Origin of the sequence: Yoonia sp. GPGPB17 (genome assembly GCF_037892195.1) — a bacterium.
In the GTDB taxonomy this organism is placed as follows: Bacteria; Pseudomonadota; Alphaproteobacteria; order Rhodobacterales; family Rhodobacteraceae; genus Yoonia.
Window position 1 is genome coordinate 88,999 of record NZ_JATACI010000002.1, and the last position, 21,262, is coordinate 110,260.

Consider the following 21,262-nt stretch of genomic DNA (forward strand, 5'->3'; position numbering starts at 1 on the left):
CAAGAGGGTTTTTTCGTTTTTTGTACAAGGTCTGTCAGGGGGCGGGTGCGGCATCCTCTAGCCGCAGCTGCACCGATTGCCGCCCTTGCCATGTATTGATTTCCAGCCGCCCTGCCAGATGAAAACGGGCGCCGTTGTGGTTAATCAACATTGGGCCCATCGGTCCGTCCATTGCACCAAAGCTGATCCCCTCGATGCGCCCGCCAAGGCCGTCGCCAAAGCTGATTTTCAGGTGGTTCGCACCAACCTGTTTGGCGAAATGGATCTGGCAATCAGGAAACGCAAAGCGTGGGGCAGGGGCACCAGCACCGAAGGGACCGGCATTTTCAATTTGATTGATCAGCTCAATTGTTGCGGCCCCCGGCATCAGGATGCCACTGATTTTGAGGTCGGCAGGCCCGATATCTGCTGCCCCTTGTTTGGCAAGCAGATCGCCAAGACGCGCCATTGCCTCGTCCAGTTTGTCTCTTGCAACTGTCAGCCCCGCCGCCATCTTATGCCCACCGCCTTTGATCAGCAGTCCATCCTGTGTGGTGCGCTGAATTGCGGCCCCAAGATCAATACCCGAGACAGAGCGGCCAGAGCCTTTGCCTTCATCCCCCTCCAGCCCGATCACGATGGCCGGGCGGTTGGTAGCTTCTTTCAGCCTTGCGGCGACGATACCAACCACGCCGGGATGCCAGCCTTCACCAGCCGCCCAGACCAAGGGTCCGTCCAGCCCGCGTGCAGTGGCTTGGTCCAGTGCGAGATCGCGCACCTTTGCTTCGACCTCGCGCCGGTCTGTGTTCAGCTCATCAAGCTTTGCAGCCATTGCTTCGGCTTCAACCGGGTTGTCGGTCGCTAGCAGCCGCGCGCCCAGATCGGCTTTGCCAATACGGCCACCGGCATTCACCCGTGGCCCAAGTAGGAAGCCCAGATGATAGCCGGTCGGTGCCTGGTCGAGGCCGGCAACATCAGCCAGTGCCGTCAGCCCCACACGATTGCGCCGCGCCATGACGGTCAGACCTTGACGAACAAAGGCGCGATTGACGCCGATCAAAGGCGCTACATCGGCCACGGTCGCCAGCCCCACCAGATCAAGCATTGCCATCAAGTCAGGGCCTTGTTGTCCCGCCTCGCGCAGCTGCCGATTCACATCAACGAGCATGAGGAAAACAACGCCAGCGGCACAAAGATTTGCCAGATCGCCAGATTCGTCTTGTCGGTTCGGGTTCACGACGGCCAAGGCATCCGGCAGGGTTTCGCCACCCAGATGGTGATCCAGCACAATGACATCAGCACCCTTTGCAGCCGCGATGGGGCCGTGAGACAGCGTGCCACAGTCCACACAGATGATCAGGTCGTGGTCGTTGGCCAATGAGGACATTGCGGCATCGTTGGGCCCGTAGCCTTCGTCAATACGGTCAGGGACATACAGTGTTGCTTGCAGCCCCATATCGCGCAGCCAGGTGATCAAAAGGGCTGCTGAACTGCCGCCATCCACATCGTAATCGGCGAAAATGGCGATACGTTCTTTCCCCGCGACGGCCTGCAAGAACCGCGCAGTGGCATGATCCATATCTTTCAGATCACGCGGGTCGGGCAGCAGATCACGTAGTGTAGGGGCCAGAAAACCTGCGGCCTCTTGCGCGGTGACGCCCCGTCTGACCAAAACGCGGCAAAGCGGTGCCGCAAGTCCGGTTTCCTGCGCCATTGCTTCGGAGAGCCGATCCTCTTCAGCCGAGGGGCCGACCCAGCGGCGCCCAGTGGCCGATGCCGTGACGTTCAAAAAAGCAGGTGTATCTGGTGGTATATTCATCGACACACACAATATGGGGCCCACGGCGCTTTGGCCACGGCTAGTTTACATCAAGCGACCGAACTATTTGTCCGGCAAGCTTCGGCATTAACCAGTCGGGTTCCGGTAGATCATGCGCCGCACCGAGCCTGTCTTCGATCGCATCAGAATCGTCTCTGCGGTCACAAAACCAACCTCACGCTTGATCCCCGGCACGAGCGAGCCGTCAGTCACACCAGTTGCTGCAAAAATCACATCGCCGGTCACCATGTCGTCGCGCGTGTAGACACGGTCAAAGTTGGTAATTCCAGCTTTCTTTGCGCGACCGCGTTCATCATCGTTGCGGAACATCAGACGGCCAAAAATCTGACCGCCCATGCATTTCAGCGCCGCGGCGGCCAACACACCCTCAGGCGCGCCGCCTGAGCCCATGTACATGTCGATGCCTGTCACATCAGGCTCGGCACAGTGCATCACGCCGGCTACATCACCATCTGTGATCAGTCGGATCGCAGCACCGGTGCTGCGTATCTCTGCGATCATGTCTTCGTGGCGCGGGCGTTCCAGCACGCAGACCGTGATATCGTTTGTCGAACAGCCCTTTGCCGCCGCCAAAGCCGATATACGCTCTGACGGTGACATATCCAATGTCACCACACCGGGCCGAAAGCCGGGGCCAATGGCGAGTTTATCCATGTAAACATCTGGCGCATGCAGCATTGAGCCACGCGGCCCCATCGCGATCACGGCCAAGGCATTTGGCATGTCTTTTGCCGTCAGCGTGGTGCCTTCCAGCGGATCAAGGGCAATATCCACCCCCGGCCCGGCGCCGGTGCCAACCTCTTCGCCAATAAACAGCATGGGGGCTTCGTCGCGCTCGCCTTCGCCGATCACGACGACGCCTGCAATATCAAGTTTGTTCAACTGGGTGCGCATGGCGTCAACGGCGGCCTGATCGGCGGCCTTCTCGTCGCCTCTCCCGATCAGTGGCGTACAGGCGATGGCCGCAGCCTCTGAAACGCGAGCCAAGCCCAGCGAGAGGTTACGGTCGTTGAAATCAGTTGCAGCAGGCATGGTCTTGGTCCTTTGGTGACTTGCATTCCCTAAAGCCTGTCCGTGTCGTGGCGGCAAGCCTGTTTGCGCTAAACCGCCTCGATCCGGATCGCGACCGGGTTGCTTTCGACAACGCCGGTGGCTTTGAAATCAGCTAAGGCTTCGTCCAGCGCGGTGCGGGTGGTTTTATGGGTCACGATCAGTACCGGGGCCGATGTGTCGTCATGTCCGTACTGGCGCATTCTGTCGATGGAAATGCCCGCTTCACCCAAAGCATGTGCCACCTTGGCCAGTGCGCCGGGTTTGTCGATCAGTTGCATACGCAGGTAGTAGGGAGCCGGAACGGCGGCACGCGCGGCGCGGGCCTTGCGCAGCGTGGTGGCTGGTTGACCAAATGTCGAAACCCGTATGCCACGCGCGATATCCATCACATCACCCATCACGGCACTGGCTGTCGGACCTTCGCCTGCACCGGGACCGCGCAGCACGATCTGGCTGACGGCATCACCTTCAAGCACAACCATGTTGGTCCCGCCCTGTAGCTGCCCCAAGGGCGATGTTTCTGGCACCAGGCACGGGGACATGCGCTGTTCCAACCCGCGCCCGGTCATCTGAGCTACGCCAAGAAGCTTGATCTTATAGCCCATGTCGGCGGCCTGGTTGATATCTTCGATCGTCACCGAGCCGATACCTTCCAGTTCAACTGCATCGAAATCAACCTGCGTGCCAAATGCGATTGAGGACAAAAGCGCCAACTTATGACCAGCATCAATGCCGCCCACGTCCAGCTCTGGGTCAGCCTCGAGGAACCCAAGCTGGTTGGCCTCATCAAATACGGCTTCGTAACTCAGGCCCGCATCCTCCATGCGCGTCAGGATGTAGTTGCAGCTGCCGTTCATCACGCCCATGACGCGGGTGATTTCGTTCCCGGCAAGTCCCTCGGTCAAAGATTTGACCACGGGGATGCCACCAGCAACAGCCGCTTCAAAGCGGATGACGCGGCCAGCCTCTTCGGCGGCTTCGGCCAGTGTTTGACCGTGGATCGCGAGGAGCGCTTTGTTGGCGCTCACAACGTCTTTGCCGGACGCAATTGCCGCTTCGGTGGCGTTCTTGGCCGGGCCTTCATGTCCTCCCATCACTTCCACGAAGACATCAATATCGGCCCGTTGCGCGAGTGTGACAGGATCATCCTCCCATTCGTACTTGGATAGGTCAACGTCCCGGTTCTTGGTTTTTGATCGCGCCGACACTGCTACGATCTCAACCGGGCGACCAGCACGTGCGGCCAGCAAAGCACCGTGTTTTTGCACCATCCGAACAATGCCCACACCCACGGTCCCAAGTCCCGCGATCCCAAGGCGAAGAGGTGTTGTCATCTGTCACTGTCCATCATTGCAATACGTCACGCCGGGTCTAGCGAAAGCGCGCGGCTACTGCAACGCGGCGATGTCAATCTGGCGAATGCGTGCCGCGCGCGCTTGTAGCGCCTCAATGCGCGCCTGCAAGGCTGCCTCATCATCACCTGCCGCGGCAGGCAGAGGTGGCAATGGTGTCAGGTTGGGGTAGGGCGCTTGACGTGCTGCATCGCTGATCGTGCCCTCAAGCGCGGGGAAATTCGTGCAGGCTGACATAATCAGCGGAAAGATAAAAGCATAGCGCATAGGCGGCACCCTATCCGGGCCATCCATCCGGGGGCAACCGCCGATCAGGGGTTTCCATATGAACAAGCGTTCAGTTAAATGGGCCGCATGGCACGTAAGCAAGGTTCTCATTCGGATATCACCGGCCCAAAGGTTCGCGATGCAGCGCTGCGCCTGATTGCCAGGCATGGGTATGCTGCGGTGTCGATGCGCCAGATTGCGGCAGATGTCGGGATACAGGCAGGTGCGCTTTACAACTATACCCCGGACAAACAGACGCTGCTGTTTGATCTGATGCATGGCCATATGACGGATCTGCTGGCGGCACTCGAGACAGCGGATTTGCAGGGCAGTGCCGTGGCGCAATTGGAGGCGTTCACCCGTTTTCATATCCGTTTTCATCTGCCGCGCCCGGATCAGGTGTTTGTGTCCTATATGGAGTTGCGCAATCTGTCGGATGAGAATTTCACATCCGTTGAGGGGCTCCGCCGTCAGTACGAAGACGCTTTGGAACGTATTTTACAGGCCGGTGAGGTAGAAGGCGTTTTCGCTGTTCCCGACACGCGTGTAACCACGATGGCGTTGATTGCGATGCTGACGGGGATCAGCAATTGGTTTCGCGCTGGTGGGCGGCTTGAGGCTGATAAGATCGAAGCGATCTACTGGGATATGGTGCGGCGCAGCGTGACAGCCTAGGCATTCTGTGCGCTGTGGGTTAAGGCGTTGGCAATGACGGAGACAGATTATGTTCCAACCGGATGAAGACGGTATCTATGCGCAAATCGAGGCTTCGCCTGCGCGCAGGATTTTTGCTTATGTCGTGCAGTTCGGGCTGGGGGCATTGCTGATCTATGTGACGCTGGCCCTGCCGCCATCGTTGCCCTGGATGGTCTTCATGCTGAGTTTCGGGGTGATGATGTTGTGGCAGGCGGAACGTATGCGGCGTGCAACAACCGTCACACTTGAACTGACAGATACTGAGCTGCGCGACAGCACGGGCGTGGTTTTGGCGCGGATTGACGAAATCCGCAGCGTTGAACGTGGTACCTTTGCATTTAAGCCCTCAAATGGGTTCAGTCTTGTCCTACACAACAAAAAACCCTGGGCATGGTTGCCGGGGCTTTGGTGGCGCATTGGGCGCCGTGTAGGTGTGGGTGGCGTCACAAATGCTTACCAATCCAAATTCATGGCCGAGCGGATCAGCATGATGATCAAAGACTAAGGCGGTTCGCAGGTTTCATCACCGTCAAAGCTCGGTGTTGGATCATAACAGAGCTTTCCGCTTCGCGGCCGAATGAGCATGTCATTTGTAAAGCTTAGATCTGCTAAATCAAATGCTTGAAACGTTCCGATTCCGACGCTTAAGGGTGCATCATATGCCACCCGGGTTTCAATCAGGATATTGTGGTCTGCCTCTGACATGATCGGCAGACGGCCTGCATTTTGGAGAACCAGAAGATCAGCGTCCGTTAGCTCGGCGTCCATTCCACGATTGTCTGCCCAGACGACACGATAAACGTCATCATCTGGGTCGGTTGGATTACCACCAAAGAATGTGAAAACGGTGATGCGATAGTCGGGATCGGATTCCTCATAGGTCAGTTCTTGCAAAACGGAGCGCGCATTGTTGATGAACTCGTCATTTACCGTTTCTTCGCGGCTAAAAAGTTCTGCCAGCGTAATCGTTGAACGAAGCGAGTTGGTTTCTACGCCAAAGACATCAAAATACACAATACAAGAGAGGAAAACCCAAGCAAGAATTGGCGCAACCAGCACGAATTCGACGGACATTGAACCGTTGTCATCATCGTGAAAGCGCTTGAGGAGAGTTACAAAGCGTGCCACGTATATCAATCCTCGTCCTCACCAGGTTCTATGACAAAAGCGCTTGTTGCCAAAAGCGCGTAAGAGCCGCCCCCTCATCGCTGCCGGTTGCGACAAAGGCCTTCCCAAGGTTCGAAGAAGGAATAAAGGGATCGATGCGGATACAAACCCGCAGAAACCCAAGCTCATTGCTGCCGATATTGTCAATGAAGGACGGTTCGGGTCTGTCAACTTCGGTTCTATTTCGGCAGCTGATATCGTTTGGTAATGGGGTCCACGCACCCGTCATGTCCCGTTGAAGAACTTCAACTTCGATTTGATCCAAACAATCAGGCAGGATCGAGGCATTGTCGCAAATCTCTGTGCGCAATTCCTCGCCAAACAGGGTTGGGTTTGTATAGGATATATTGCCCAATCGGACTTCTCTGACGGCAACATCGACACCATGTTCCAATACCACCTGACGCACAGAGAAGATGCCAGCTTCGTATGTCATCAAGAAAAAGCCGAAGAAAAAAGGGAACAAGATAACAAATTCTATCGATGCTGTCCCTTTCTCATCGTCCAGAAACCGTTTTATCGCATGTCTCATGGCCAAAACGTCCTTATTGGCTCAATCTCAAGGCGGTAATTTGGCTGGAAATCCGTGAAAAGATTTCACCCATGCCTGGTTGTGTCGGATCATTCGTGATCGTCGATGTAAACGCGTTACCGGGTTTGCTGGCGCAGGTCGTCATTGTGGGGTTATTGACACCCATAGAGATTGTGTAAACGTCGGTCACATGCTTTGCGGCCTCTTCGCAGATCTTGGTCAAGTAATCCCGGTTCAGAACGGTCTCAGAACCAATGGATCTGGTCATGCTGTTGTATGTTGTACTGGCAATACCGTCTCTTGAGGCCCAGCGACCAACGGTGTTTTCAGAGAACCCGACACGATTCACATAGGTTTCATAGTACTGCGGTCGGATATCTCGGGACGAATAGGTCTGCCCATCTGTCATAATCACAACATACTTATTGGTTGTGCCGTTGTTGTATTCTGCAGGGCGTGACCCCGCAAACGCAGGGTCAACCGATGGCATGCCTGCAATGATATCGCGCATACCGGGATCCAACAAAGAGACGCCCCACTTCATCCCGCGGTGGATTGATGTTGTCAAAGTCGGCACATATGCGTCGATGGTGTCCTGAAGCTCATCCACGTCTTGAGACATCACAACAATACCTTGAAAATCCTGCGGCGGGCACTGTACCCGCGACCGGTTGAATGAGGAACTTCTGGTGCTGCTGCTTATATGCGCATAAGCAACTTGCTGGTAAACGCGATCCGCATCGAAAGAGACTGTTCCGTATTCATCGGCGTCGAATGTCACGCAACGCGCCGGATTCACAAAGATGTCCTTGCCGTCAGCCCAGCTGTTATCAACCGTAAAATCGTCGGGGCCGCGCAGCGTGGGCTCCGGCCCTGTATAGTTGACATAGTTTCCATCACTATCCAACTCTGCATAGACCCACCGACCGCTTTCGTCGTCGTCGTCAAGGGTATTGCCAAAGTCGTCAATGCGAATGACATGCCTTCCACCTGAGCCAACATAGACATAGTCAAATGGCTCAGCATAGTTGTCTGTGATATTGAATTCACCAAAACTACTGCCAAGTTTATTGTCTTCGTTAATTGAGTCCGGTGTTGTTTTCAGCGCCATGTATAGCTCATCTGACAGCGCGACATGCGCCGAATACGCGATCAGGTTAATCGAGACCCGATCCTCATATTCTGGCAACAACAAGTCTTCGACGAACTTTTTGGCCGCCTGCTGCAGGAAAAACATCCTTGTTCCCCGCGCATTTGTCTGCGAAATCTTGATTTGGCCCGCGAACTCTGGGTGATCATCGGAATAGTACACAAAATCGCCGTTGGCATCGGTTTCGTAAACGTCGCCACGCATCATGCTTCCCATAGAACCAGAGATATCCAGTACCAGAGATACCTCAACATCACCCGAACCCTGAATTGCGCTCGACGTCGCTGGCGCAGTCAGCGTATCCATACCAATCAAGCGCAAATAGAATGTGTTGAGCTCAACCTGTGAATCGATTGAAATCGTACTAACGGAAGTACCACGCGCAATTTTAGCAGGGTCGCTTAGGTCTGTTGTGATCGCGTCTCCGAACCCTTCAACTTCAAAAAAATTCTCGATAACATCAGCTGCCGGAATAGTCTGATTGAGGTTTGCGGCCGCCAAAACAGCGCGATCAGACACGCTTTGCAACTTGGTGCGCTCTGTCTCATACCGCATGAAGTCAGTTGCCATGCCGCCAACAACCAACATCGAAATCAAAAGCAAAAGGGTCAGAACGATCAACCCACCATCTTCATCCTTGCGGAACTGGCGAACAAAAGCCAACTGTTCAAGATAGCTGCGGCGCATCTCTTGCAGTTTTTTAAACTTGTTTTGACGACGTTTCGAAAGCAGCATTCTTTTTATCCCCAATCGATGGCGCAAGATAACAGGGCGCCGGTACAACTTTTAACTTCACACGTTCTACCACATTCACCACATCCATGTGGCAAAAAAATGGCCTCATTTGGCGGCTAGTACAAATCCGCCCATTTCTGCTGCTACACTCAATTAAATCAACAAATATTGTTCATTTTTGCGAAACAATTCCGGGGCTTACTCGCGAAAATTGGTCGCAAAGTTAATCTAACGTTAACCCTCTTTCTTGCCAGAAACAGCGCAAGAGCGAATCACGCGGCCTATAAAACCACACCCGGCCAACCGTCCAAAGCTGGTGTGGCACGGCCATGGCGCTTTGAGCTCCGGCCTTGGTGATGCGATTGGCATCAGAAATAAGATACCTGGTCAAGGCGCTGCAATGTCGGCGCGCCCGATTTCCCCAGATCGCTGATCAGACGTGGGTATGTCGCCCCTTGTCATCCTAGTGTCGAAAAGCGAACATGCGTCGCGGGTTGGCCCTTGCTAGGGTCGACCCGGACCAAAGGGAAAAATGCATGGGATACTCGGGCTTTCGGGTGATCAAGGAGGGGCTTTTCGGCCAGAAAGGTTGGAAGCCGGTATGGCGCGACCCCGAACCGAAAACCGCCTATGACGCAATCATTATCGGCGGCGGCGGCCACGGGTTATCGACAGCATTCTACCTCGCCAAAGAGCATGGGATGACCAATATCGCGGTGCTGGAAAAGGGTTACATCGGAGGTGGCAATGTAGGCCGCAACACCACTATTGTGCGCGCCAACTACTTCCTGCCCGGCAACTCTGAGTTCTATTCGCACTCACTGAAAATGTGGGAAGGCATGGAGCAGGAGTTGAACTACAATGTCATGCATTCACAGCGGGGTTTGATCAATCTGTTCCATTCGGACGGTCAGCGTGATGCCTTTGCCCGCCGCGGCAATGCGATGATCAACCAGGGCGATGATGCGATCCTGCTGGACCGGGATGGGGTGCGTGAACACCTGCCTTATCTGGATTTCGACAATGTGCGCTTCCCGATCTATGGCGGGCTCTACCACCCCCGCGGCGGGTCCGCGCGGCATGATGCGGTGGCTTGGGGCTATGCGCGCGGAGCCGATCAGCGCGGTGTTGATATCATCCAGAATTGCGAGGTGACGGGGATCGACATCGAAGGTGGTGTTGTGAAAGGTGTGCAGACCACGCGCGGTGCGATAAAAGCCAAGAAAGTGGGTATCGTGGTCGCTGGCCGTTCTGGTCAGGTCGCGGCCATGGCGGGGATGCGTTTGCCGATTGAAAGCCATGTGTTGCAGGCTTTTGTGACCGAGGGGCTCAAACCTATCATTGACCATGTTGTCAGCTTTGGCATGGGGCACTTCTATATCAGCCAATCCGACAAGGGCGGATTGGTCTTTGGCGGGGATATTGATTTTTACAGCTCATATGCCGCGCGGGGGAACCTGCCAATGAAAGAGCATGTGATGGACGCGGCCATGACCTTGATGCCAATGATTGGGAAGGCGAAAGTGCTGCGATCATGGGGCGGGATCATGGATATGACGCCGGATGGGTCGCCGATTATCGACAAAACCCCGACAGAAGGGCTCTTTATTGACTGTGGCTGGTGCTACGGCGGCTTCAAGGCCGTGCCTGGGTCTGGCTTTAGCCTTGCCCATCTGATGGCGACCGGAAACCATCATGAGGCGGCGGCCAAGTTCCGTTTGGACCGGTTCCGCACAGGCGTGGGCCTGATGGATGAAGAGGGCACAGGCTCTCAGCACAATTTGCACTAGGACGGTATCATGCGGATTATCTGCCCAAATTGCGGTGAGCGCGACCGGCGTGAGTTTTATTACCAAGGCGATGCGCTTGCGCTTGATCGCCCGGCTGAGGATGCGGGGTTGGACGCTTGGGATGACTACCTGCACAACCGGGACAACCCTGCGGCGACACCCGCGATCTGTGGTTTCATGAGGCCGGGTGCGGTGCCTGGCTGGTCGTCGAGCGCAACACCGTGACTCATGCGGTGCATCAGGCAACTCTGGCCGAGAAGGTGAAGCGATGAGGCTGCAAGCGCCTTATAAGACGGTCACTTTCACGTTTAACGGTCAGAAGCTGAAGGGCGTGCCGGGCGAACCTGTATCGGCAGCGCTTTTGGCCAATGGGATCAAGCTGGTCGCGCGGTCCTTTAAGTATCACCGCCCGCGCGGCGTGATGTCTGCGGGGTCGGAAGAGCAGAACGCTTTGATCACCGTTGGGAGGGGAGCGCAGGCCGAACCGAATGTGCGAGCGACGACATTGGAAGTTGCTGAAGGGTTAGAGGTGTCGAGCCAGAACGCGTGGCCATCGCTGCGCTATGACATGATGGCGGTCAATGATCTGGTGTCGCCGTTTTTGGCCGCTGGCTTCTACTACAAGACTTTCATGTGGCCGCGCAGTTTCTGGGAAAAACTGTATGAGCCGGTGATCCGCCGGGCGGCGGGCCTAGGCGCGCTGAGTGGTGAAACCAACCCAGATAAGTATGAAAAGGCTTTTGCATTCTGTGACGTGCTGGTGATTGGCGCCGGGCCTGCGGGTCTGATGGCCGCGTTGACCGCCGGGCGTGCCGGGGCTGACGTCATCATTGCTGACGAAGACACACACATGGGTGGGCGTCTGCTGCGCGAGCGCGAAGAGGTTGACGGCAAGGCGGCGACCGAATGGGTTGCCGCGACGTTGGCCGAACTGGATGCACTACCGAATGTGCGCAGGATGACGCGTACGACCATTACAGGTGCTTATGATCAGGGGACTTATGGTGCGCTTGAACGTCTCGCGGGGCCGGGCGATAGCCATAAACCGCTGGAGTGCTTTTGGCGTATTGTTGCCAAGCGCGCGGTCCTCTGTGCTGGCGCGCTGGAGCGTCCGATTGCCTTCCCCAACAATGACCGTCCCGGCATCATGATGGCCAGTGCTGTGCGCGCCTATGTCAATCGCTGGGGCGTGGCCCCGGGCAAAGCGGTCGCTGTCTTTGGCAACAATGACGACGCCCACCGGACCGCCCATGATTTGGCGGCTGCCGGGATCAAGGTAGCGGCCGTGATCGACAGTCGCGATGATGCTAAGGCTGCGGGTGACTATCCGATTTATACCGGTGCGCAGGTCATTGCGACCAAAGGGCGGCATGGGTTGCAAGGCATCACGATCCAGCACCATGGCGGAACGCGGATCATCCAAACGGACTGTCTGGCGATGTCGGGTGGGTGGAATCCGACGGTGCATCTGACCTGCCATATGAACGGGCGACCAACGTGGCGCGACGACATCGCATCGTTTGTGCCAACGCCGGATAGCATTCCGGGTATGGTTACTGCGGGCGCCTGCAATGGGCATTTCAGTACCGCGGGCTGTTTGGCCGACGGCGCGGCAGTGGCCGCAGAGGTTGCGAAGGACCTTGGGTTGAAAGCCGATGTGACGCTGCCAGCGGCAGATGATGCGGCTTATGCCATAGAGCCCCTTTGGGCGGTGCCGGGCAAAGGCCGCAAATGGATTGATTTCCAGAATGACGTGCATGTGAAGGACATCAAACTGGCCGCGCAAGAGAACTTCCGCTCGGTCGAGCATATGAAGCGCTACACAACGCAAGGCATGGCCCCAGATCAGGGAAAATCCTCGAATGTGGTCGCGCTGGCTGTGCTGGCCGATGCAACGGGGCGGGGCATTCCCGAGACGGGCACCACGACCTTCCGGCCACCTTATGTACCGGTGTCGATTGCAGCGATGGGGGCGGGCAGTCAAGGCAAGGGGTTTGCCCCAGAGCGGTTCACAACCTCACATAAGGCCACTGTTGATCGTGACGCACCGATGATCGAGGCTGGGCTGTGGTATCGCCCCAGCTACTTCCCACAGAGCGGCGAAACCGACTGGCGTCAATCCTGTGACCGCGAAGTGGGGTATGTCCGCAATGCAGTCGGGGTCTGCGATGTCTCGACACTGGGTAAGATCGATATTCAGGGGCCGGATGCGGCGGCGCTTTTGGATTTCGTCTATACCAACATGTTTTCGACCTTGAAGGTCGGCAAGGTGCGCTATGGTCTGATGCTGCGTGAAGACGGACATGTGATGGACGATGGCACGACGGCAAGGCTGGGTGAACAGCATTTCGTGATGACCACAACGACAGCTGCGGCGGGTCTGGTGATGCGTCATCTGGAGTTCGTGTTGCAGGTCTTGCGCCCTGATCTGGATGCGAAGGTGATCTCCGTCACGGAGCAATGGGCGCAGTTTGCCGTGGCCGGACCAAAGGCGCGCGCGCTTCTGAATACTGTTTTGGATCAAGAGCTTGACGATGAGAACTGGCCTTTCATGGCCTGTGGCGACGTCAGTGTTGCCGGTGTGTTGGGGCGGTTGTTCCGTATCTCGTTCTCGGGCGAGCATGCATACGAAGTAGCGGTCCCGTCGCGCTATGGCGAGAGCCTGTTCCGAATGTTGACAGCACAGGCCGAGGTGATGGGCGGCGGCCCCTACGGCATGGAGGCACTGAACGTGCTGCGCATCGAAAAGGGCTTTATCACTCACGCCGAAATTCATGGGCGCACGACCGCCTACGACATTGGGATGGCGCGGATGATCAGCGCTAAGAAAGACTGTGTCGGCAAAGCCGCTGCGGCGCGTCCGGGTCTTGTTAGTGACAGTCGCCAACAACTGGTTGGCTTGCGCGCCAAGGGCCGGGATCACGGGCTGACGGCGGGCGCGCATTTGTTTGAACGGCAAGCGGATGCGGTGCGCGTGAACAGTCAGGGATATACCACCTCGGTGTGTTATTCACCGACGCTCGACACGCATCTGGCACTGGGCTTTCTTGAGAATGGGCGTGCGCGTTATGGCGAGGTGATCAAGCTGCGCGATCACCTGCGCAACATCACCGAAGAGGTCGAAGTGTGTGATCCGGTCTTTTTTGATCCAACGGGAGGGCGTGCCCGTGGCTAAGCTGATTGCATTGACGCCCTGTGCGGGCTTGCTGCCGATTGTGCATGGTGGTGTGGAGGTGACCGAGGTGCTGCCCGAGCGGTTGATGTCAGTGGTTCCTTACAGTGGGCAAAGCAAAGCGACGTCCGCGAAACTGAAAACGCAGGTGGGGGCAGGGCTATCTGCCGTGAACCGTCGGTCGGGTGCGGTGACGTGGTTTGGTCATGGCACCTGGGTGGTCGCAGGTGATGTCGCGCTGGAGGGGCTGGCGGCGGTGACGGATCAATCCGATGCCTGGGCTGTTGTCCAGATTTCTGGCGCAGGCGTCGAAGAAATACTGGGACGGTTGGTGCCGGTCGATCTGCGTCTACAAGTATTCAAGAAAAACCATGTGGCCAAGACGATGGTGGGGCATATGTCAGTGACGATCACCCGGACCGGGGCAGATGTCTTCGAGATCATGGTGATGCGGTCGATGGCGCAGACGTTGGTGCATGATCTGGATGTTGCGATGCGGTCGATGGCGGCGCGCTAGGGCGATCTGGAAATCGACTCGCACAAGACCGGTATTTCGGCATAAATAGGGGCATGAGTTTGCCCCCCGGTTTCCTTGACGAACTGCGTAATCGACTGTCTTTGGGACAGGTCGTGGGTCGTAAGGTCATGTGGGACACCCGCAAGTCCAATCAGGGTAAAGGTGATCTTTGGGCGCCGTGTCCATTCCATCAGGAAAAGACCGCCAGCTTTCACGTCGATGACCGCAAAGGGTACTATTATTGCTTTGGCTGCCATGCCAAAGGCGATGCCATCACCTTTGTGCGCGAGACCGAGAACGTCGACTTCATGGAAGCGGTGAAGATTTTGGCGGATGAGGCAGGCATGACGATGCCGGAGCGTGATCCGCGCGCGCAGGAGAAAGCCGACGCGCGAACCGTGTTGGTCGATGTGATGGAGCAGGCGGTGCAGTATCACCGGCTGCAGTTGCAGACAGGCGCGGCTGCCGAGGCGCGTGATTATCTGGAACGCAGGGGATTGAGCGCTGACGCGCAGGCGCGCTGGGAGATTGGGTTTGCCCCCGCAAATGGCGGCGTGTTGGAACAGCTAACCGGTAAGGGCGTCGACCAGAAATTAGTTGTTGATGCCGGGTTGGCCGCCGAAAGCGACCGGGGCAACGGTTTGTATAATCGCTTCCGTGACCGGATCATGTTTCCGATCCGTGATGCGCGGGGGCGGGCCATCGGGTTTGGGGGCCGCGCAATGGACCCCAACCATCCGGCAAAATACTATAACTCGCCTGAAACGGCGCTCTTTGACAAAGGCCGCAGCCTGTTCAACCACGGACCTGCCCGCGAAGCTGTAAGCAAAGGCAAGCCTTTGGTCGTGGCCGAAGGCTATATGGATGTTATTGCGTTGTCGGAGGCCGGGTTTCCCGCAACCGTCGCGCCTTTGGGCACAGCGATCACCGAAGATCAGTTGCGCCTGATGTGGCGGATGGCGCCTGAGCCGATTATTGCGTTGGATGGGGACACTGCCGGTCTGCGTGCCGCGATGCGGGTGATTGATATTGCACTGCCGCTCTTAGAAGCCGGGCAGTCGCTGCGCTTTGCACTGATGCCGGAAGGGCTGGACCCGGACGATCTGATCAAAACGCAAGGGGCCGGTGCGATGCAGCGATTGCTGGATCAGGCGATCCCGATGGTGCAGCTTTTGTGGCGGCGTGAGACGGAAGGGAAGAACTTTGACAGCCCCGAACGCAAAGCTGCCCTGGACAAGGCTCTCCGTGACAAGATCAAGTTGATACAAGATCCGTCGATCCGAAACCACTATGGGCAAGCGATCAAGGAGATGCGGTGGGCGCTGTTCTCAAGCCGAAAACCCACACCGGCGCGCGGACAAGGCGGTGCTTGGAATTCACGCCAAGACACATGGAAACGTGATGTCAGCCCCGTGGCGGCGTCGCGTAGCTCTGCGTTGGCCTCAGGTGCGACCGATCAGGACCATTTGCGCGAAGCCGTCATTTTGGCCACGATGATCGCAGCTCCCACTGTCGCGCCCGAGTTTGAGACCGCGCTGGAGCAGATGGAAAGCCGCGACCCGATGCACCGTGATCTGCAGGCCAGCTTGTTGCGCCATCTTGGTGCCGAGGATCTGCGCAGCGCAATTATCGAAGATCTCGGCGATGCGCCCCTTGAAAAGCTGATCGCACAGAACCATGTCGCCATCAGCCCTGCTATCCGGCGGGGCGGTGACGCCGATATTGCGCGCCTGTGTCTTGCCGAAGAATTCGCCAAACTGACCGCACGCCAAGGTCAGGTCCGCGAAATCGAAGACGCGGTTGAAGACCTCAGCGGGATTGCAGATGAAGGGCTGACGTGGCGTCTGGCGGAAGCGACCAAAGCCGTGGATCGGGCCGGGCGTGGAGACAATGATGACAAGGCCGAATACGCTATTGGCGAAAACGGCGCCCGTGTGAAGAAAGAAGAGCAGAGCGCATTTGACCAACTTCTTGAACAGATTGGCTTTGCTAAAGACGGCAAACGACCTAAATCGTAGTTTGCGCAACAGATACCAAGAACAATCCGCCAACTGCTTGCGAATCACCTCGATGCGAGGTTGATTCGATTTTAACCGAATCAGCCGAATCACTTTGGCTTAGAATAACGCGTTCGAAAGGGCATTCCGAATGGCTGCGAAAGATAACGATGATCGTAAAGACGCCGATCAGGATGGCGACATCAGCCTTGATATGAGCCAGGCTGCGGTCAAAAAGATGATCGCTGACGCCCGGGAACGTGGCTACATCACTTACGATCAGTTGAATGCTGTCCTGCCGCCCGAGCAGGTCTCATCAGATCAGATTGAAGATGTGATGTCGATGCTGTCCGAAATGGGCATCCAAGTCACCGAGGAAGAAGAGAGCGAAGAGACCGAGGAGACCCAAGGCAACACCGCCGTGGCGACGGTTGCAGGTTCTCGAGAGGTGACGCTTGGCGGTGCAGAAGCCGAAAAGCTGGATCGTACCGATGACCCTGTGCGCATGTATCTGCGCGAGATGGGTTCAGTTGAACTGCTGTCACGTGAAGGTGAAATCGCGATTGCCAAGCGGATCGAAGCTGGCCGCAATACGATGATCCTGGGGCTGTGCGAAAGCCCGCTGACCTTTCAGGCGATCACCATCTGGCGCGACGAACTCTTGTCCGAGGACATTCTGCTGCGCGATGTGATCGACCTTGAAACCACCTTCGGCAACCAGCTTGGCGAAGATGGTGAGGAAGAAACCGTTGTCGCGGCACCTACCACCCCCGGGGCCGAGCCCAAGAAAGAAGAGACGCAAGAGCTTGACGCTGATGGCAACCCGATTGCCAAGGACGACGACGACGATGAAGACGATCAGGCCAATATGTCGCTGGCCGCGATGGAAGCCGCCCTCAAGCCACGTGTTTTGGAAACGCTTGAGATGATCGCGCGCGATTTCGCCGATCTGTCCGACATGCAAGATGCCCGGATGTCCGCGACCCTGAACGAAGATTCCTCGTTCACCGACAAACAGGAAAAGAAGTACCAAAAGCTGCGGTCCGAGATTGTGGAGCTGGTGAATTCCCTGCATCTGCACAACAACCGGATCGAGGCGCTGATCGACCAGCTTTACGGCATCAACCGCCGGATCATGTCTATCGACAGTTCTATGGTGAAACTGGCGGACCAGGCCCGCATCAACCGCCGCGAATTTATTGATGCCTATCGTGGGCGCGAGCTGGACCCGAACTGGCTTGAGGAAATGACCGAAAAGTCGGGTCGCGGCTGGCAGATGCTGATCGAAAAGTCGACCGCCAAGATCGAAGAGCTGCGCGGTGACATGGCGCAAGTTGGGCAGTATGTTGGCGTCGATATCACCGAATTTCGCCGGATCGTGCAGCAAGTTCAGAAGGGCGAGAAAGAAGCGCGTCAGGCCAAGAAGGAAATGGTCGAGGCGAACCTGCGCTTGGTGATTTCAATTGCTAAAAAATACACGAACCGTGGCCTGCAATTCCTTGATCTTATTCAAGAAGGGAACATCGGCCTGATGAAGGCCGTCGACAAGTTCGAATACCGCCGCGGTTATAAGTTCTCGACCTATGCGACATGGTGGATCCGTCAGGCGATCACCCGGTCCATTGCTGATCAGGCGCGCACGATCCGTATTCCGGTACATATGATCGAAACCATCAACAAGTTGGTCCGTACCGGGCGCCAGATGCTGCACGAAATCGGCCGCGAGCCGACACCAGAGGAACTGGCAGAGAAGCTGCAAATGCCTTTGGAAAAGGTCCGCAAGGTGATGAAAATCGCCAAGGAGCCGATCAGCCTTGAAACGCCTATTGGGGACGAGGAAGACAGCCAGTTGGGTGACTTTATCGAGGATAAGAATGCGATCCTGCCGTTGGACAGCGCCATTCAGGAAAACCTCAAGGAAACCACAACACGGGTTCTGGCGTCGCTCACGCCGCGTGAAGAGCGTGTGCTGCGCATGCGTTTCGGCATTGGCATGAATACCGACCACACGCTTGAGGAAGTGGGCCAGCAGTTCAGCGTGACGCGCGAACGTATTCGCCAGATCGAAGCGAAAGCGTTGCGGAAGCTGAAGCACCCAAGCCGGTCGCGGAAGTTGCGGTCGTTCTTGGATCAGTAAGCGGGAGACGTCACATGGCGCTCTTTTCCAAACTCTTTGGCGGAGGGAAGGCACCGAAGACGACTCCGTCCGAGATCTATAAAGACTTCGTCATTACGCCGACTCCGCAAAAAGAAAGCGGGGGTTGGCGTCTTGCGGCACGGATCGAAAAGGACGGACAGGAGCATACGCTGATCCGCTCGGACGTGCTGCAATCCAAAGAGCAGGCCGATGCTGTGTCGATCGCCAAAGCCAAACAGATCATTGACGAACAGGGTGACCGCTTGTTTGGCTAAGTCATATCGGCACACTGCGTGTAGCCAACCTATCTACCTACGAAAAACCGTCCGGGTAGAGATGCTCCAGTTCCGCCTTTAACGGACCTAGAAATTCTTCATACCTTTTCCAGCGGTTAACGGCGGTTTTGTAGATTGGCTGACGTACTTGCGCGACCGAAATAGTGTGTACCGGCGCTTTGTTGCTTTGAAACTTCAGGCAAGCGGGATCCCAATCCAAACCGATAAAATCGATTATCTTGCGTGCCATACCTTCTGTATCGGCAACGACGTCCTCATAGCTTACCTCCATAGTTGGATTGGGGATGACTTTTTGCCAGTGCGCGACCAAACGCCGGAAATCGGTGTAGTACTCACCAAGTGAGGTCAAGTCCTGTGTATAGCTATGAAACTGAGTGAGTGGCTGCAGGTAGCAAGACACGCAGTTATCCATCGGATCACGTAGCGCAATGATAATCCGGCCCTTTGGGAACATCTTTGCAAACAATCCCAATAGTTCAAAGTTATGCAGATTCTTGCAGACAACCCGTTTCTTGCCAGGTGCAATCGCTTCCGAGCGTTTCAGATAAAGCTCTGCAAGCTCATTGGCCTTTGGTGACGACAGGTGCCGTATGATCCGTGACAAGCCCGCGCCATCGCCTGGACGAAAGCCAATCGATTTTGCGAGATTGCGTATCTCACTATGTTCACCGATTCCCCCGATCTCAGGGTGACTTGATAGGATTTGTTCAAGCAAAGTGCTCCCCGTCCGGGGCATGCCGACGACAAGAACCGGGTTTTCGCTACTATGACCATCAATTCCAAAGAAGTCAGCACGCGAGGTTCCAGAGATAAGACCGCTTACAAAGCCTCTGTTCGTTTTACGATCGTGGCGCGTGGTTTCCAGAGTCTTGGCCTGCCGATAATACTCGAACGATTGTGTGTAGTTTTCGATGTCGTTCTCGGCCTTGCCCAGCATCAGCAATACACTTCGAAGGCTAGGATGCTTATTGGCCTCAACATGAGGCAACAACACGGTGCGAATGTGCTGATAAATGGGATCGTTTACGGAGGCCTTCACGGTCCGGTTCCAGATTGACAAGTTATGTAGATTGTTGGGGTGTTCCGCAAAGATCTCGCGACAAATCTTTTCAGCGGCAATCTGATCTCCGGTTGAGTTTAGTGATGACGTAAGGAGTAGTTTGGAGGGTAAGTGATCCGGGCGGATGCTTAACGCTTTTTTGATCAGCTTGATCGCTTCATCATGGCGACTGTTGAATTGATTGACCGTTGCTGCAACATAGAGGCTGTCTGCGGACTTGGGTGCCAACGCCACAGCTTTGTTGGCATGGGTAAGCGCGACGTCGTAGTTGCGCAGACGACAATGTGTCTGGGCCGCCAATTCATGCGCCAACGCAGACCGTGGTGCCAATTTCAAGAGCCTTGGCAGCAGCGGGAGTACCTGTTCCGACTTCAGCCCTTTGCGTAACAGTAAGCGCCCGAGATGCAAAAGTGGTTTGGGGTCTTTAGGATAGTCCTTCGCGGCCTTGCTCAAAATCGTCTTTGCTTTGCTTAGCTGCCCGGCGTCCTCTGCATTTTTTGCTGCAAGCAGCATAGTGGCGAGTGCTATCTTAGCCATGAAGATGTCTTTCCTTGTTTTCGGCAGTCTCAGCGGCGAAACATCCGAGCTTTTACTTGCCATATATCGACGATTATTTAGTTCGAAAACTGTGTTGATGGGTCTGAAACACGAATCACGCACTACTCATGTGCATTTACGATCATGTGACATCGCGTTTCAGCAGATTGAAATGACCCAAGGTTCGGCACACATCCTGTCATAGAAAGGATGTCGTCATGACCAAACTCTCCATCTCCCTCGCAGCCGCTGTGCTGTCCGTGACATTCGCCCCGACCGCCGGTGCTTACAGCTTTGAGCCTGAGCATGACACGGCCATTCAGGTCGCTGCCCCTTCCGCGCAGACAGCTGATGCAGAAGGTGTTTGCTCCGTCGCTGTTACGCCGCTGCTCGCCGGTATTCTTACGTTGCCTGATGATTGGCGCGGCGGTGCTGATGGATCTGCCCAAACCGCATTGGCCTGTGCCGACGAGTGATTGAAAGCAGTTGCGCATTGCCGCTAGCGCGGTGATGCTGCGCTACATGCAGACCCGTTTTGAAATCGCAACGACAGGCCCCGGCCTTTATGAATTCACCCCTCAGGTTGCGGAGTGGGTGACCGGAACGGGGCTTCTGACGCTGTTTATCCAGCACAGCTCTGCCAGTCTGGTCATTCAGGAAAATGCTGATCCTGAGGTGCAAACTGACCTGCAGAACTATTTCTCCCGGCTGGTGCCGCCGACCACAGACCCTAGCATGAGATATCTGACCCATACCTATGAAGGGCCTGACGATATGCCCGCCCATATCAAAGCAGCACTTTTGCCTACTCACCTGAGCATCCCCGTTACTGACGGCGGGCTGGCGCTGGGCACATGGCAGGGGATTTACCTGTTTGAGCATCGTGACAGAGTGCATCGGCGCGGCGTCATCGCGCATCTGTGCTAGAAGTGCTTGTCTGATGTGGATTGCCGCTCTAGCAAAGGTCTATGACGGTTGAAGGGGT

18 protein-coding genes and 1 pseudogene are annotated in these 21,262 nt (G+C 56.1%); 11 read left to right on the plus strand and 8 right to left on the minus strand.

The annotated features are described in order from the left end of the window. Nucleotides 1-34 precede the first annotated feature (34 nt). From recJ to QTO30_RS00775, 4 genes are all read right to left on the minus strand, one after another. Nucleotides 35-1,798: a single-stranded-DNA-specific exonuclease RecJ gene (gene recJ / locus QTO30_RS00760; RefSeq protein WP_340421829.1), complete on the minus strand. Its 1,764-nt coding sequence runs from the start codon at nt 1,796-1,798 to the stop codon at nt 35-37. An 87-nt stretch (nt 1,799-1,885) separates the two neighbouring features. Next, entirely contained in the window at nt 1,886-2,851 is a 966-nt protein-coding gene (glpX, locus tag QTO30_RS00765; protein ID WP_340421830.1) for a class II fructose-bisphosphatase, read from the minus strand. A 68-nt stretch (nt 2,852-2,919) separates the two neighbouring features. Then, complete coding sequence (locus tag QTO30_RS00770) at nt 2,920-4,206, minus strand: homoserine dehydrogenase (RefSeq protein ID WP_340421831.1); 1,287 nt, start codon at nt 4,204-4,206, stop codon at nt 2,920-2,922. 54 nt (nt 4,207-4,260) lie between these two features. Beyond that, the gene (locus QTO30_RS00775) at nt 4,261-4,491 is read right to left on the minus strand and encodes a hypothetical protein (protein ID WP_340421833.1); all 231 of its coding nucleotides are present in this window, start codon (nt 4,489-4,491) and stop codon (nt 4,261-4,263) included. A gap of 87 nt (nt 4,492-4,578) precedes the next feature. Between QTO30_RS00775 and QTO30_RS00780 the strand changes: the two genes are divergently transcribed. Beyond that, the gene (locus tag QTO30_RS00780; RefSeq protein WP_340421835.1) at nt 4,579-5,166 is read left to right on the plus strand and encodes a TetR/AcrR family transcriptional regulator; all 588 of its coding nucleotides are present in this window, start codon (nt 4,579-4,581) and stop codon (nt 5,164-5,166) included. 49 nt (nt 5,167-5,215) lie between these two features. After that, entirely contained in the window at nt 5,216-5,692 is a 477-nt protein-coding gene (locus tag QTO30_RS00785; RefSeq protein ID WP_340421837.1) for a hypothetical protein, read from the plus strand. On the opposite strand, the gene QTO30_RS00790 is transcribed toward QTO30_RS00785, so the two are convergent. From QTO30_RS00790 to QTO30_RS00800, 3 genes are read right to left on the minus strand one after another with little or no spacing between them, the layout of a single operon-like run. After that, a complete protein-coding gene (locus QTO30_RS00790; RefSeq protein ID WP_340421839.1) occupies nt 5,689-6,315 on the minus strand; it encodes a TadE/TadG family type IV pilus assembly protein in 627 nt (208 codons plus the stop codon). The two genes, QTO30_RS00785 and QTO30_RS00790, sit on opposite strands and share 4 nt — an antisense overlap. A 28-nt stretch (nt 6,316-6,343) precedes the next feature. Next, complete coding sequence (locus tag QTO30_RS00795; protein WP_340421841.1) at nt 6,344-6,886, minus strand: TadE/TadG family type IV pilus assembly protein; 543 nt, start codon at nt 6,884-6,886, stop codon at nt 6,344-6,346. Between the two features lie 13 nt (nt 6,887-6,899). Then, on the minus strand, nt 6,900-8,771 hold the full coding sequence (locus QTO30_RS00800; protein ID WP_340421843.1) for a TadE/TadG family type IV pilus assembly protein: 1,872 nt from the start codon (nt 8,769-8,771) through the stop codon (nt 6,900-6,902). A gap of 536 nt (nt 8,772-9,307) precedes the next feature. On the opposite strand from QTO30_RS00800, the gene QTO30_RS00805 reads away from it, so the two are divergent. The 7 genes and pseudogenes from QTO30_RS00805 to QTO30_RS00835 all read left to right on the plus strand — a co-directional run bounded on the left by QTO30_RS00805 (nt 9,308) and on the right by QTO30_RS00835 (nt 18,659). Next, nucleotides 9,308-10,561, plus strand: coding sequence for a sarcosine oxidase subunit beta family protein (locus QTO30_RS00805; protein ID WP_340421844.1), 1,254 nt, complete (start codon nt 9,308-9,310; stop codon nt 10,559-10,561). A 9-nt stretch (nt 10,562-10,570) separates the two neighbouring features. Then, nucleotides 10,571-10,833: pseudogene (locus QTO30_RS00810) on the plus strand (sarcosine oxidase subunit delta). Further along, nucleotides 10,830-13,736: a sarcosine oxidase subunit alpha family protein gene (locus QTO30_RS00815; RefSeq protein ID WP_340421845.1), complete on the plus strand. Its 2,907-nt coding sequence runs from the start codon at nt 10,830-10,832 to the stop codon at nt 13,734-13,736. Before QTO30_RS00810 ends, QTO30_RS00815 begins: the two are co-directional and overlap by 4 nt. Further along, nucleotides 13,729-14,250: a sarcosine oxidase subunit gamma gene (locus QTO30_RS00820; RefSeq protein WP_340421847.1), complete on the plus strand. Its 522-nt coding sequence runs from the start codon at nt 13,729-13,731 to the stop codon at nt 14,248-14,250. The genes QTO30_RS00815 and QTO30_RS00820 overlap by 8 nt, the downstream gene beginning before the upstream one ends. 53 nt (nt 14,251-14,303) lie before the next feature. Then, the gene (gene dnaG, locus QTO30_RS00825; RefSeq protein ID WP_340421848.1) at nt 14,304-16,268 is read left to right on the plus strand and encodes a DNA primase; all 1,965 of its coding nucleotides are present in this window, start codon (nt 14,304-14,306) and stop codon (nt 16,266-16,268) included. Nucleotides 16,269-16,398: 130 nt separating this feature from the next. Next, nucleotides 16,399-18,384, plus strand: a complete 1,986-nt coding sequence (rpoD, locus tag QTO30_RS00830; RefSeq protein ID WP_340421850.1) for an RNA polymerase sigma factor RpoD — start codon at nt 16,399-16,401, stop codon at nt 18,382-18,384. 14 nt (nt 18,385-18,398) lie between these two features. Further along, nucleotides 18,399-18,659 carry an HlyU family transcriptional regulator gene (locus QTO30_RS00835; RefSeq protein ID WP_340421851.1) on the plus strand — a complete coding sequence of 87 codons (261 nt, stop codon included), beginning with the start codon at nt 18,399-18,401 and terminating at the stop codon, nt 18,657-18,659. Between the two features lie 37 nt (nt 18,660-18,696). Here QTO30_RS00835 and QTO30_RS00840 read toward each other — a convergent pair whose 3' ends face one another. After that, nucleotides 18,697-20,340, minus strand: a complete 1,644-nt coding sequence (locus tag QTO30_RS00840; protein ID WP_340421854.1) for a tetratricopeptide repeat-containing sulfotransferase family protein — start codon at nt 20,338-20,340, stop codon at nt 18,697-18,699. 155 nt (nt 20,341-20,495) lie between these two features. Between QTO30_RS00840 and QTO30_RS00845 the strand changes: the two genes are divergently transcribed. Together QTO30_RS00845 and QTO30_RS00850 are read left to right on the plus strand one after the other, a co-directional pair. Beyond that, the gene (locus QTO30_RS00845; RefSeq protein WP_340421855.1) at nt 20,496-20,753 is read left to right on the plus strand and encodes a hypothetical protein; all 258 of its coding nucleotides are present in this window, start codon (nt 20,496-20,498) and stop codon (nt 20,751-20,753) included. Between the two features lie 46 nt (nt 20,754-20,799). After that, nucleotides 20,800-21,204: a secondary thiamine-phosphate synthase enzyme YjbQ gene (locus QTO30_RS00850; RefSeq protein WP_340425850.1), complete on the plus strand. Its 405-nt coding sequence runs from the start codon at nt 20,800-20,802 to the stop codon at nt 21,202-21,204. Nucleotides 21,205-21,262: the final 58 nt, after the last annotated feature.

What these genes read in the sequence shown, in the direction of transcription:
- QTO30_RS00835 (WP_340421851.1), top strand. Translation starts at nt 18,399, where the DNA reads ATGGCGCTCTTTTCCAAACTCTTTGGCGGAGGGAAGGCACCGAAGACG.
- QTO30_RS00840 (WP_340421854.1), bottom strand. Translation starts at nt 20,340, where the DNA reads ATGGCAAGTAAAAGCTCGGATGTTTCGCCGCTGAGACTGCCGAAAACA.
- recJ (WP_340421829.1), bottom strand. Translation starts at nt 1,798, where the DNA reads ATGAATATACCACCAGATACACCTGCTTTTTTGAACGTCACGGCATCG.
- QTO30_RS00780 (WP_340421835.1), top strand. Translation starts at nt 4,579, where the DNA reads ATGGCACGTAAGCAAGGTTCTCATTCGGATATCACCGGCCCAAAGGTT.
- QTO30_RS00850 (WP_340425850.1), top strand. Translation starts at nt 20,800, where the DNA reads ATGCAGACCCGTTTTGAAATCGCAACGACAGGCCCCGGCCTTTATGAA.
- QTO30_RS00770 (WP_340421831.1), bottom strand. Translation starts at nt 4,206, where the DNA reads ATGACAACACCTCTTCGCCTTGGGATCGCGGGACTTGGGACCGTGGGT.
- QTO30_RS00815 (WP_340421845.1), top strand. Translation starts at nt 10,830, where the DNA reads ATGAGGCTGCAAGCGCCTTATAAGACGGTCACTTTCACGTTTAACGGT.
- QTO30_RS00800 (WP_340421843.1), bottom strand. Translation starts at nt 8,771, where the DNA reads ATGCTGCTTTCGAAACGTCGTCAAAACAAGTTTAAAAAACTGCAAGAG.
- QTO30_RS00805 (WP_340421844.1), top strand. Translation starts at nt 9,308, where the DNA reads ATGGGATACTCGGGCTTTCGGGTGATCAAGGAGGGGCTTTTCGGCCAG.
- dnaG (WP_340421848.1), top strand. Translation starts at nt 14,304, where the DNA reads ATGAGTTTGCCCCCCGGTTTCCTTGACGAACTGCGTAATCGACTGTCT.
- QTO30_RS00775 (WP_340421833.1), bottom strand. Translation starts at nt 4,491, where the DNA reads ATGCGCTATGCTTTTATCTTTCCGCTGATTATGTCAGCCTGCACGAAT.
- QTO30_RS00845 (WP_340421855.1), top strand. Translation starts at nt 20,496, where the DNA reads ATGACCAAACTCTCCATCTCCCTCGCAGCCGCTGTGCTGTCCGTGACA.
- glpX (WP_340421830.1), bottom strand. Translation starts at nt 2,851, where the DNA reads ATGCCTGCTGCAACTGATTTCAACGACCGTAACCTCTCGCTGGGCTTG.
- QTO30_RS00795 (WP_340421841.1), bottom strand. Translation starts at nt 6,886, where the DNA reads ATGAGACATGCGATAAAACGGTTTCTGGACGATGAGAAAGGGACAGCA.
- rpoD (WP_340421850.1), top strand. Translation starts at nt 16,399, where the DNA reads ATGGCTGCGAAAGATAACGATGATCGTAAAGACGCCGATCAGGATGGC.
- QTO30_RS00785 (WP_340421837.1), top strand. Translation starts at nt 5,216, where the DNA reads ATGTTCCAACCGGATGAAGACGGTATCTATGCGCAAATCGAGGCTTCG.